The 12,958-nt window shown below is 43.8% G+C and carries 9 protein-coding genes; 8 read left to right on the forward strand and 1 reads right to left on the reverse strand.

The features are described 5' to 3' along the window. The first annotated feature begins 1 nt into the window (after position 1). From tssM to RH96_RS09080, 8 genes are all read left to right on the forward strand, one after another. Positions 2-4,072 (forward strand): type VI secretion system membrane subunit TssM, encoded by a 4,071-nt coding sequence (gene tssM, locus RH96_RS09045; protein ID WP_010200051.1) that lies wholly within the window; start codon positions 2-4, stop codon positions 4,070-4,072. Then, positions 4,069-5,058: a type VI secretion system-associated protein TagF gene (gene tagF, locus RH96_RS09050; protein ID WP_010200052.1), complete on the forward strand. Its 990-nt coding sequence runs from the start codon at positions 4,069-4,071 to the stop codon at positions 5,056-5,058. The genes tssM and tagF overlap by 4 nt, the downstream gene beginning before the upstream one ends. Before the next feature lie 65 nt (positions 5,059-5,123). Next, complete coding sequence (locus RH96_RS09055; RefSeq protein WP_010200072.1) at positions 5,124-5,957, forward strand: OmpA family protein; 834 nt, start codon at positions 5,124-5,126, stop codon at positions 5,955-5,957. A 78-nt stretch (positions 5,958-6,035) separates the two neighbouring features. Continuing rightward, complete coding sequence (locus RH96_RS14610; protein ID WP_010200073.1) at positions 6,036-8,729, forward strand: DUF2345 domain-containing protein; 2,694 nt, start codon at positions 6,036-6,038, stop codon at positions 8,727-8,729. Further along, complete coding sequence (locus tag RH96_RS09065; RefSeq protein ID WP_010200075.1) at positions 8,729-10,105, forward strand: hypothetical protein; 1,377 nt, start codon at positions 8,729-8,731, stop codon at positions 10,103-10,105. The genes RH96_RS14610 and RH96_RS09065 overlap by 1 nt, the downstream gene beginning before the upstream one ends. Positions 10,106-10,114: 9 nt before the next feature. Further along, on the forward strand, positions 10,115-10,813 hold the full coding sequence (locus tag RH96_RS09070) for a hypothetical protein (protein WP_010200077.1): 699 nt from the start codon (positions 10,115-10,117) through the stop codon (positions 10,811-10,813). Between the two features lie 52 nt (positions 10,814-10,865). Continuing rightward, the gene (locus RH96_RS09075) at positions 10,866-11,330 is read left to right on the forward strand and encodes a hypothetical protein (RefSeq protein WP_141629726.1); all 465 of its coding nucleotides are present in this window, start codon (positions 10,866-10,868) and stop codon (positions 11,328-11,330) included. After that, positions 11,327-12,118, forward strand: coding sequence for a hypothetical protein (locus tag RH96_RS09080; protein ID WP_010200088.1), 792 nt, complete (start codon positions 11,327-11,329; stop codon positions 12,116-12,118). Before RH96_RS09075 ends, RH96_RS09080 begins: the two co-directional genes overlap by 4 nt. Positions 12,119-12,312: 194 nt before the next feature. Here the strand turns inward: RH96_RS09080 and RH96_RS09085 are convergent, their stop codons facing one another. Beyond that, a complete protein-coding gene (locus tag RH96_RS09085; protein ID WP_010200089.1) occupies positions 12,313-12,747 on the reverse strand; it encodes an HIT domain-containing protein in 435 nt (144 codons plus the stop codon). Positions 12,748-12,958: the final 211 nt, after the last annotated feature.

A 12,958-nucleotide genomic window follows, 5' to 3' on the forward strand; every position in this document is an offset into this window, starting at 1 on the left:
CATGTTCTCAAGGTTTTTTCATCTCATCTACAATCCAAGAGTGTTATTGGTCTTAGCTATCATAGTCGCTCTGGTCTTACTCTATGATTATGTCGCGCTACAAACCTTCTTCGTCATTATCGGTGTCTCCATAACCTGTCTGCTGCTGGGATGGTTTGGCTACTACTGGTGGAAAAAGCGTAAAAAGGCAGCCGCTGAGCTCGCAGATTTAGTAGAAGACAATAACGATGAAGGCGCTAATAGTGTCAATAATAGTGCCGCTAAAGACGAGAATGCACAAGAAGTACAAGCCTTACGTCAGCAAATGCAAGACGCCATTAAGACCATACGTAAGTCAAAAATTGGCGATCAAACTGGCAAAGCTGCATTGTACGAGTTGCCATGGTATATGGTCATTGGTAACCCGGCAGCGGGTAAAAGCTCGGCGGTACTTCACTCTGGGCTAAAATTCCCGTTTATGGAAAAAACCAACAAGCTGTCGGTACAAGGTGTCGGCGGTACTCGTAACTGTGATTGGTTTTTTTCTACCGAAGGCATACTACTCGATACCGCAGGACGCTACTCTGCCTACGAAGATGACCGCTCAGAATGGCTGTCATTTTTAAACCTATTGAAGAAGAACCGCCCTAAAGCGCCGATCAACGGTATTATTATCGCCGTTAGTATCGCTGAGCTTACCAAAAATGATCCCAGTTACGCGCTAGACTTGGCTAAAAACCTGCGTAGCCGTGTGCAAGACTTAACAGAGCAATTAGAAGTTTATGCCCCTGTTTATGTCGTATTCACAAAAATGGATTTGGTATCAGGCTTCCGTGACTTTTTTAATGATTACGAGCAAGAAGAGCGCGGGCAAGTATGGGGCGCGACGATTCCCTACCCCGAAGACCCTGATAGCATCAATATCAGCGATGTGTTTGAAGAGCATTTTGGCGTGCTGGTCAACGGTCTAAAAGATCTTAGCACTACTAAGTTGTCTCTGCGTCACCAACGTACGGTGTCTCCGAGTCTGATGACTTTTCCCATGGAATTCCAATCATTACGTCCGATGATTAGAACGCTGATGCACGCCTTATTCGAAGACAACCCTTTTCAGTTTAAGCCCATACTACGCGGATTTTACTTCACCAGTGCCTTACAAGAAGGGCAAGTCAGCAGTCAAATGACCTTGCAGATGGTGCAAAATTACGACTTGCAACCGCCAGCAGTGCCTTTAAGTGCTCAGCAAGAAGCTGCTGACAAGCCTTACTTCTTGCATGATTTATTTTCTAAAGTCATCTTAAAAGATAAGCATTTGGTCAAACAACATAAAAACCGCAACAAGCGTAGCCATCGCGCGCTAGCCACCCTCGCCTCTGTGGTGGTGCTATGTACAGCGGTTGGTTTATGGACTTGGTCTTATGCCAATAACAAGCAATTGACTGAACGCGTAGAGGCTGACTTACAGCAAGTCGCGCTGATGCAAAAAAATGCTAATGGTGATTTGCAGTCGCAACTTGAGTCGCTTACTATCCTGCAAAGCCGAATAGAGCAACTCGAAGGCTACGACGAGGATCGTCCGTTGTCGCTGAGCTTCGGGTTATATCAAGGAGATAAGCTCAAGGAAAAACTGCTATCTGAATACTATAATGGTATAGGCATTATCGTGTTAGCGCCTACCAAACAGAACATTGAAAGGTTTCTGACCGACGTCAATACGAATGCGGCAGATCTAAAAGTGCAGGAGGCAGCAACCTCAGCAGTCGAATCTGAAACCGTGAGTAACGACGCTTATATACAATCTGACCCTACCGATGTAGAGGATGCTTATAATGCGCTGAAAGCTTATCTGATGCTGGGCAATCATGAGCACTTAGAAACCAGCCATTTGAGTGATCAGATGACACGTTTTTGGCGCACTTGGCTTGAGTCCAACCGTGCTGATATGCCGCGTGACAAGATGATTCGTCAGGCTGAGCGCATCTTAAGCTTTACGCTTGCTCATGTCGACGACCCCGCCTTTCCATTGATTCAAAATGACTTGGGACTGGTGGATAAAACCCGTACGACGCTGTCTAAAGCCAGTAAAGGCCAGCCTGCCCGTGAGCGTGTCTATTCTGAGATTAAAATGCGCTCCTCTGCTCGCTTTCCATCGGTGACTGTCGCGCAAATTACTCAAGACAGTGCCAATGAAGTACTGCTAGGCAGCTATGTGATCTCCGGTACCTTTACCAAGCAAGCATGGGAATCGTTCGTGAGTGATGAGATTGATAGAGCTGCTACCAATAGAGTGGTTGCCGACGATTGGGTACTTGCGACCAGTAGCAAAGATGATTTGACACTGACAGGCAGCCCTGAACAAATACGTCAATATCTGGTCAATCGCTACAAACAAGAGTACATCATTGAGTGGAAGCGCTTTTTATCACAGGTCTACATCCGTGATAGTAAAGGCTTCGACGATCATGCGCTCTTATTAAATCAGCTGTCTAACGCCACCGAATCACCGCTAAAAACACTATTTGAGACGGTAGATCGTCAGACCCAGTGGGACAATAAAGCCGCAAACCAACCCGCAGCGAATGGCTCCAACTCTCGGCGCTCATTTGTCAATTGGTTCAAGCAAACGATCCTGCGTCAAAGCCCAGCTGAGCTTCGTCAAGCAGAAGCGGCGATGAATAATGGCAGTAATAACAGTACTAATGAGGCAGCGGCCGTCCCTGCCAGCACCGGCATGGTAGCGCAGGAGTTCTCCTCAATACACAACCTAGTCACCCCAAGAGAGGACAATCAAGACTTATCGCTATTGGACAACTATTTGGCAAGCTTAGGAGATATTAGAACGCGGTTCAATAACATAGCCCGTAGTGATGACATCGGTCCTGATGCCTTGTTATTTGCTTCGCAAACGCTCAGCACTGAAGGCTCAGAGATGACCAAGTCCTTGCAGATATTAGATGAGCAAATACTTAGCCAAGCCAACTCTGAAATAAAACAGCTGGTACGTCCATTATTAAGCGAGCCACTGACTCGCTCATTTACGATGCTCCTCACCCCGACTAAGGCTGAGATTAATAAAGTCTGGCAAGCACAAGTATACAAGCCCTTTTTGGATAACTTGGGCAATAAATATCCATTTACCGCCAATGCTAACTTGGAGGCAACCCCTGCTGAGATTGGACAATTCTTCGGGGAAGATGGCTATGTTGCCAAGTTCGTCAACGAAACCTTATCGCCTTTTATCATCCGCCGAGGCGATCAAATCTCCAGTAAAATTTGGAATGGTGCAGGCTTAGGTCTGAATCCTAAGTTCGTCGCTGATTTTGGCAGATATTTTGTCAACTATACCGGTGGCAATGCTGGGAGCACGTCAGGTGCGAGTGGTGGCAGTGCGACGGCTAATCAAACCACATTCCAAATCATGCCTTTACCGGTTAGCGGTTTGACCGAATATACGATCGTCGTTGATGGGCAGCAGCTGCGTTATCGTATGGGTACGCAAGCATGGACGACGTTTGTATGGCCGAATCCAAGTAGCCAACCAGGAGCCAGCATCAGAGCCAAAAACTACGATGGCAAGGATTACACCATATTTGAGGAAGCTGGTAGCTTTGGCGTTGAAAGACTGATTAATAGCGCCCGCCGCACTGAGCTTGGCGACAATATCTTTGAGATGGCATGGTCAGGTGATGGCATCACTATTCCGGTACGTTTTAGAATCATCAGTGGTAGCAGTAGCACAGCCAGTCAAGGGCGCTCTAACAACCCCTTTACTGGTATGAAACTCCCTAACGAGGTGATTGCCCTTGGGGTCACACGTACGGCAAAGCCCATTGCGGATAACAGTACAGCGGCTGACAGCCCTAACGGTACTAATACCAGTGAAGCAACAGGGCAAAATACTGAGCAAACGAGCACAGCCCCTTCAGTAGCAGGCGTGTTGAACTTGACTCCTAGTACAGACGCCAATACAGGTGTCAACACCAGTGCTACCACGAGTAACGCTCAGAACACTGAGGACAATAGTGGCAATGGCACACGAACCGCCTCGTCTCCAACTACGGCTACCTCTGCGCCGCAGGAGCCAACGCCATGACTCCTGAATCACTACCCTTAGTTTATTTTGGCAAATTGCCAGCTCGTGGAGATTTTATCAGGGCGCGCGCTCATATCGCTGAGACCAATGCAATTGATCAATGGGTCAGTCAAGCCTTGGCGATATCAGAAAACTTATTCAGTGATGCGAGTGACTCGTTGATAGACAGCCCACCGACGAACAACATTGCTTTTTTGAACTTTAGTCACGTAGATACGGTATCTAACGAGATTATTACTGGCGTCCTGCTTCCTAGTCATGACGGTAGCCATAGAAACTATCCGCTTATCGGTTTTGGTGTGCTTCATCTCGATAAACCAAAAAGCTGGATGAACTATCTGCCCGTTAAGTCGTTAACGCTGTGGAATGAGACTTATGAAGTCCTAAGCGTGGCTAAATCTAAAACCGATAGCGCTGAGGTTATGGCGGGTTTGAACAACGGTCAGCTTACCGTTAATAAAAACGCCAGTACCCACTATTACGATTTTATCAATACCACCACATTGCACGATATCGCGATATTGATGAACATCAGTAAATCACAACTGATACAACAAATCATAGCCACAGGCTTGTTATTCTTACCGACTTATAGCAAAGGCTTTAGCGGTCTGAATAAAGCTATATACTGGACCCTGACCTCCGATAGAGAAAACGCCATACATATAGCGACTTTTTGGCATGATCTTATTAGCAGTTTTTATCAGCCACACCAGCTCTATCTGAATACGTATCTGTACCGAGTTTCGAGCTGCTACCGCCTCCTATTGAGCTTTACCAAGCCGGACGGTCGCATGCTTAGCCAGCTGGCAAGTAGTGAGGACAGTCATCCCGATGATTGGGTAATCATTGCTCATAGTGACTGGACACAAAGCTATATCGATGAAGATATCGGCTTGACTCGGTTTAACAAAATATTGTTGCAAGATGACCTTTATCTGTACGATACTAGACAACTGTTTAAAAAAACTTTCTTGGCACAGTAGCTATTCGATAATTGATCGTTAACAAGCATGCTCTCAATAACAGTAAGATTAAAAAAGGTATTTTTATGTTAGCCCAAGTCTCAACCACAATACCTAAATTAACACGTCGTAAAAAAAGCTTATTATTCGCTGCTGTTACTTTGTCTATGAGTGCTGCGGTGTTTGCGGCTCATAATGATGCTCATATTAACAATAGTCCTGAAAATGTGCCTGTGGTCATTAAAGGTGTCGTGGCTACCAGCTCGGATAAGCAGCAACTCCTTGAAAAGCTAAAGGCGCAATACCCTAACAAGCCCGTCAGAGATGAGATCGAAGTGCGTTCTAACATTAGCATACCGACCAACTGGCAACAGGTAGCGACGGCTATTATCGACAGTGATATCTCCAATATCCGTCAGGGTCGTATTGATATTCATGGGACTACCATTAGCTTGCATGGCAAGGTGAGCAGCATTGAGCAAAAGCAAGCCATCCAAAACCGGATACACACGCGTCTCACCGATCTTTACCAATTAGAAAATCAATTGGTCGTCGTAGAAGGTGAGCAGCGACTTATCGATGACACCTTGGGCAACCGTATTGTCGAGTTTGAATCCGGCAGCGCGAAATTGACCTCAATGGGGCTGGGTATTCTAGACGATATGGCAGGGGTGTTACAGCGAGTTGGCGATAAGCCAGTGACCATCATTGGACATACTGATAATGTGGGCAACCCAAGTGCCAATCTGGTCTTATCTAACAAGCGTGCCGAAGCAGTTAAGCAGTACCTCATCGGTCGTAACATTGATGCGGCCCGTCTAAGTACCGCTGGTAAAGGTGACGCTGATCCTATCGCGAGTAATGACAATGAAGAAGGACGTACTCGTAACCGCCGGATCGAATTTACCCTTGGTGAATAACGCTGCTATATACGTTGATTATGGCAGCCAAGCACTGATGCTTATGATGCCGTCTCTGACACAAGAGGGACTACCCCTATGTTACGCTTGACCAACACCGTGCTTCCGATGCACCCTGATAGGCTGTATGCGATTGAAGGCAATAGCCAAGCCCCTTACGCAAGTGCTCGACAAGATATTGCTGCTCACCGAGCGTGGCTACAGAAACTGACTCATGCTCATGAGGAAGCACACATCATCGCTCAGCTAAACCCGAACGGCTGTCACCAGCACGAGCAGCACGGTATTGATACCTATCTATTACACGTCTATATCCATGAGCGCCATCATCCCCCTTTCACACCGTTAACGGCTTTAATCGGTAGTGCATTAACCTTGAGCTTTGATACTCCGAGCGGATTGACCTATCGTCATCTCTATATCACAGCCATTCGTCAATTGGATCATGATGGCAGTTATGGCTATTACCGTCTGCTGGCACAGCCGATTACCTATCACTTGCATCAGCACTTACATAGTCAAATAGACACCAACTTATCTGTTCTCACTATGGTCTCAGAGCGCCTCAGCACACTAGATGTGGACGTGGTCGATGACAGCAGTAACGGTGAAAATGATACGAACTGGATACCCGCTCGTATGACTCAGTGGCAAATGAGTCACTGGTCGCATATTTGTGAGCGGCTCGCGCGTCAAGGGCTAACCGCTTATCTGCGCCATGAGCAAACGGACGATCACAGCCCGCCAAAGCTCATTATCACCTCCGCTCATCCCAGCGATAGCGATGGCGTCAGCCTAAATATTGGCGCATTACGCTATCAACAAATATTACACGACCGTGTCCATGCGCCTGTCTTGGCCATCAGTGAGCAGGTCATCACCCAACCAAACTCAGTAACGCTGCAGCGCTTCAATGCAGCAAGTGTCGCACACCCAACCCAGTCAGCCGATATTGCGATGAGCAATAATGGGGATAAAGAAAATAATCAAACGAGTAGCCATTCACTCACTTTAGACAGCCCAGCCGCCTTTGCACCAGTAACCGATACCGAAACCATAGATGAGGCAAGCATAGTCGCTAACAGTCATCAAAGCAGATATAGCGTCTATCACGCCCTCGCCCATGCTACAGATTTGTGTGTTGCTGATACTTTTATACTTGTCGATCACAGTGCGCTCAATCAACACTACCGTGCTACCCATATCGTTCATTTGGCACGTAATAGTCTGGCACATGTGACTGGACTCACCATAAGCCGCCGCCATCATCAGCGCCATGCCTCAACCCTAGAAGCTGGCAGTCATCTCACTCAGCTCAGACTGATTACTGCTGCTACCCCATGGGTCGGTCCTCTATACAGCAGACAGGCTCTACCGCCGATGACAGGAATTACTGACAGTCAAAGCGATACAGACAGTCGCAATCATATAACCCCGACCAAAAGCTACTTACTGGATAGTCCAGCCCAACCTATCAATCGCCTTGAGGCACAAGCTGGCGCTAACTATGGCACACACTTCACCCATCGAGCGGACGACCAAACCCTGATGCAGTCTATCGGGGATAGCGAGCATCTGATTAATACCGGTAGCCTGCTATCATCGAGTCGCCCTAGCCTATTTGCTACGGATAACGAACAAGCGGTTGAAAGCGGCTATCGCAACACGGGCAACGGCCTATCTGAATGGGTGACTGACCATCGCACAGAAAAAGCGTACTCTCAGCTAAAAGTAGACAGTGCTGGGATATCCGCCAGTCTAAAAATGGGCATTATCAATCCATCAGATACCGCCACGCGTCAAGGCATCAATGCGGCCACTAATGCCCAAATCAACATAAAATCAGGTGAAGCACTCGTCCTATCCACTCAACCGCAAACCCACGCACAATCTGGACAGCATAACTATCAGCAGCATACCCCGACTTTGACCCAAACTGCATTAGGTGGTCAGCACTTAGCGGAACGCTTAACGCAACTGGCAACCGGGCTTGGTAGACAAGTGAATGATCATAAAGCGATTAAATCGCAACTTGAGACTATCGCAGAAGAACAGCAAACCAAGACCCATCAAACAATGCCATTCGCGTTGATCGATAGCGCAGCAGATACAAGCTATGTCGGTACTGATACCCTGATTCACAGAACTATGGGCGAGATGATTAATACCACGCAGCAAGATATGATGATCAGTAGTGCCGATAGTCATAACCAAGTCAGTAGCGAATCACTCAATATAGTAGCCGATGGTCAGTTTAGTATGACAAATAGCAAGGACAATATTACTCTGTCTGCACATACAGGCAAGCTTGAAGCCACCGCAAAGCAAGATGTAAACATCGCCTCCTCAACTAAAGCCGTTGAAATAGTCGCAACGAATAAGATCACGCTGACGGCTGGGGGTGCGAATATCACTCTGGATGGCGGTGATATTACCATCAGTGCAAAATCATTTACGGAGAAGGCGGGTAAGCATAGTAAGGCTGGGGGTGGTAAAGATGGGCTGGGATTGGCAGTGTTGCCTAGCATAATTCCTGAGAAAAAGACGCTGATGGATGGTGTTTATAGTTTGGCGTATCAGTTTTTGGATGACGATGATGAGCCTTATATTAATACGTCTTACACTGCTATTAATAAACAGACGGGCGAAGAGTTCAAAGGTGTCACTAATGAAGACGGATGGTCAGAGCGCTTTCACTCTAATAGCGAAGATGAGATTGAGGTTCATCTAGAGCTTGGTTGGCAGGATGATGAATTAAAAGGTGCAGAATAATGAGTCAAAAATCTAATGGTAATACTGGTCCTTCTGATCCTTTTAAAGTTCTTAGGATCAGCCGTCGTGAGTTTACGGTTCATTTTAGACAGCCAACCGACATGGCTGGACGTTATGGCTTTGACTATCCGCGAGATGCTGACAGATATCCAATAGAAGAGGTAACAGAACCCACAACAGGTAAACGTACTCACAAAGCATTATTTAGAGGTAATCTTTCTAATTTTAAAGATATTTACCTCAAAAATGCTATGTACTCACCATTTTTACATAAATACAATTACTTACCTGCATGGTTGGCTATCTTTCCTTATACCACTAACAGTGTTTATAGAGGCGGCTCATCCATGCATAAAGATGGAGTAAAACTAGATATTGAGCTTCAACAACTAATTGGAGACACCTCTAAACTATCAGCCAGTAAATATACGAAGCTAGAGTTTGTATCTTCAAACCCAAGTAAGCTTACTGTTTCGCCTTCAAGTATGTCAATTAAAGACTTTATCAGTCGAGGACATAAAACTACCGTAGTTGATAGGGCTAATAAGAAAGCTCGGAAGGATTATATTCTCAAAAGAGCGATATTGATTAAGGGAGTAAAAAACCAGCCACTTAGCAAGCATGAAAGTATCACTGTTTACGCTATTTCTGCTAACTCGAAAGACTTAGTAGGAGAGTTGATGGTTCATAAAAATAGCCAGACATACAAAGCCGATTTAGTATTGGTGCCTACTAAAACATCTACAGGTATAAACAAAAAGGCCTCAGAATCTATAGAATGGTATTTGAAATACAAATCATTCAACCAAGCACTCATAAGAGCAGAGATTAAAACTGAAGAGCCATTCGATTTGAACAAATTTGATACCAACACTGATATAGAGTCTTATATAAAGCATGCAAAGACAAATAGTCATACTCCTAAATCAGCAAGTGATGGAATTATTACTGCATATGATAAATATGGGCTGGGAAAACATAAAGATAAGAGTGGTAATACTTTATCCATTAATCAAAAAGGGCATAAAAAAACTTACATTTTTTTATTAGATTTTGATATAACAGGATTAAATGGTCGAGCACCTCCAGATTATTCTACTGGGAAATTTTCATTTGGCAACGTTGTTTTAATTTTCAAATCAGGTCTAAGCAATTATGAGACTTTAGTTCATGAAATAGCCCATAGCCTGGGAGTACCCCACATATTTGAGCCTAGCTTTGCTAACCAATATAAATTCTATCAAGGGTTTAGTGATAAAGTGATGGATTATACTTGGCAACTTGGTACTGGAAACGATAATCCAAATTCACGTATTTCATTTGCAAGGTATCAGTGGTATCTAATGCAAAAAGATCCCAGTATATACAAGCTATAAGAGGTCTATATGAAAACAATAAAGCTCGCACTTACTCTAGTAATTACTGCATTATTTGCTGCCTGTGACGCCACCTCTTCTGACTCACTCACTCTCGATTCAGGTAAAGCAGTCAAATCGACTGTACAACTGGATGAAAAGAGCAGCGCTGAGAGCGTATTATCCTCTAATATGGAACCCCAGATCCAAGAGGATTTCAATACAACAGACTGGGCTCCGCTTATTACCAGAACACCGGCAAAACAAGCTCATGAACCATTTTTCCTACCTGACGAAAACGTAAAAAAGATTAGAGATTTCTTTAACAAAAACCAAAATAGAAAACAAATAAAGAACAGACAATTTGAGGAGACTGCATATGGTTTTTTTAGTGTCATTCAGTATTATGATGACACTATCTTAGATTACTCGTTGGATAAAGTGAATAATAAATATTTTGTCAAGATGTCTAACTTAAGAGGTAACTATCAACCACATGAACCGTTTAATAACACCCATAAAGATGCCGTATATAAAATGTTAAATATAAGCGGGGCAGATAACCCGGAAATATTTTTTCAACAGCTCATAAGTAGCCCTAAGATTACCAAATACAAAGGATGCATTGTTCAACAAAAACAATCAAAATATGCGATGGTGGATTTGACATCATGTGAGTTTGATAATAGAACAGATTTGTCTTTATATAACCCTAAATCTAAACCTTAGAATGAGGCAAGTCATACCAAAATAGCTACGCCAGTCATGTAGCAGTTTGATAGTGAAGAAGGATAAAAATATAAAATTCTATTATTCCAGCAATCAAGGCATGTTTGATATTATGTTTAAAAAAATTTTCATTACTCTAATCTGCTTTAGCTTTCTTTTCTTAGCTACTGCTTGCCAAGCAGAAAAAGAGAGCACTATGCCTGATAAACCACTAAAAATTGCCTTAAACATGACTGCTAAAGAGTTATACGACACAAACCCTGAGTATAAAGCTTTTCAAGAAGCGGACGCTCAGCCTATGGGCGTTACTTTCCAAGGTTACGACTTTCCAAGATATAAAGAGCCTACTGTCATTATTAAATATCCTAATGGTGAGTTAAGTATTGACGGTGTTATGTCAGTCTTGGCTTACGACGATGACAAACAAGCAAATTACAAACTCTCAAAAATCAATCTTGGCTTTTTATTCAACCATAAAGTAAGCGGTATATCAGACGAAAACGCTTATAAAAAATGATGTCTTTCTTTAAACAGCTACAAGATAAAGGTTGGACTTATGCTAAAAGTTTAAGTGAACCTCGTTTAAGCCCTAAAGACAGCTTTACATTTGCCACAAAAGAAGGTGGAAGTGACTTTAATCTTGATTACACCTACCCTTTGAACTTTGAGCAATGGATGCAGCTCAGTGATTTACAAATATGGCAACTGCGACATGCTACAGATGTATTTATGAATATTAGAATAAATAGGCAAAGTGACCCTGAAACAGGCAACCGTCATTACCTGATTAGCTTAGATGTTTTCGATGAGTTGGAATTAATAAAACAAATAATCCCTAATAACTATGATGAATCTTTGACTAAAGAATATAGTAAGCTTTATGGTGGACTTCCTGAAGCTAGACTTTTTTTCGAGACTAAAGCCATCAAAATGGGATTGAAGATTCAGCAAAACCAACCTGACTATACTTTACCACTAGTACTTAAAGAAACAGGCATAGATACTAGTGAGTTTGTCTCTATCGACCCTTACAAAATAACTTATGAAGAGTTTATTAAGCGTCAAGAGGCTGGAGAAGACATGACGCCCTACTACGAAAATAAAACCAAGCCTAATAAACCCGAAATCACCAGTCAAGCGAAAGGCCGCTGCCTAGCTGGTCAGCCCTGCCCTAAATCAGGCTACTGGTTCACGCAAGCAAAATCTGATAGTCGTGCTTACTTTAAGCAAGACGACATCATGCCGGATTACCCTAATAACCAATGGGGTGAAGTCATTTGGCAGTTTGATGGTGAAAAAGGGTAGTTTTTAATATTTCGTTCTAAACCACCTTTGGGTGGTTTTTTATATTTATTACTCTCCACTCAAGCTCAAACCCACGCGCAATCTGGACAACACAATCACCAACAGCACACCCCGACTCTGACTCAAACCGCATTAGGCGATCTAACCCCTTTCGTTTGATCCCTCAGTATACTTTTTGAGGCGCCATTTAAGTTTTACTGCATTTGCCAATCAAACGGCATTTGATGATGACCACGTAACGCCATCATTAGCGTCTGTTGCATCTGCGCCAATACTTCTTTGGTATACGGTATAGCAGGGACACCCCATACTGGATTTGGCCATTGCATGTCGTTCTGATAGCGAACGATATGATGGAAATGTAGCTGCGGTACTTGATTGCCCAGTGCTGCCACGTTCATTTTGTCGGCTTGAAAGGTCTTGGCCAGTTGGCTTGATAACCAGCTCGACTCACGTAAAAACTGCACTTGGTCTGCCTCAGACAGCTCATATAACTCTTTGATGCCTGATACTCGTGGCACCAATATCAACCAAGGAAACTGGCAATCATTAATTAGACGACAAGTCGATAAAGGGAAATCCCCCACTAAGAAACTATCAGCAGCAAGTTTATGATGAAGTTGGAACATAATGACGGTTCTCTTGTTATGACGCTTGAATAAAAGGAAATGAATTAAAAACTTAATGGGTTATAGCCAGTTCAATATGAAAAAGATACGACAAATAAAGCATCCAGCTGGGATGACTTTTATATTGAATCGACTGTATAAAGATAATAGGCTAAATATAGAATGTCGCTATTTTATCAGTTATCCAGTTGATAAAATAGCACCATGACTG

This window comes from Psychrobacter sp. PAMC 21119, assembly GCF_000247495.1.
Taxonomy (GTDB): Bacteria; Pseudomonadota; Gammaproteobacteria; order Pseudomonadales; family Moraxellaceae; genus Psychrobacter; species Psychrobacter glaciei.

Bases quoted from the DNA above. Each gene is read 5' to 3' on its own strand.
- tssM (WP_010200051.1), top strand. From the start codon at position 2: ATGTTCTCAAGGTTTTTTCATCTCATCTACAATCCAAGAGTGTTATTG.
- tagF (WP_010200052.1), top strand. From the start codon at position 4,069: ATGACTCCTGAATCACTACCCTTAGTTTATTTTGGCAAATTGCCAGCT.
- RH96_RS09055 (WP_010200072.1), top strand. From the start codon at position 5,124: ATGTTAGCCCAAGTCTCAACCACAATACCTAAATTAACACGTCGTAAA.
- RH96_RS14610 (WP_010200073.1), top strand. From the start codon at position 6,036: ATGTTACGCTTGACCAACACCGTGCTTCCGATGCACCCTGATAGGCTG.
- RH96_RS09065 (WP_010200075.1), top strand. From the start codon at position 8,729: ATGAGTCAAAAATCTAATGGTAATACTGGTCCTTCTGATCCTTTTAAA.
- RH96_RS09070 (WP_010200077.1), top strand. From the start codon at position 10,115: ATGAAAACAATAAAGCTCGCACTTACTCTAGTAATTACTGCATTATTT.
- RH96_RS09080 (WP_010200088.1), top strand. From the start codon at position 11,327: ATGATGTCTTTCTTTAAACAGCTACAAGATAAAGGTTGGACTTATGCT.
- RH96_RS09085 (WP_010200089.1), bottom strand. From the start codon at position 12,747: ATGTTCCAACTTCATCATAAACTTGCTGCTGATAGTTTCTTAGTGGGG.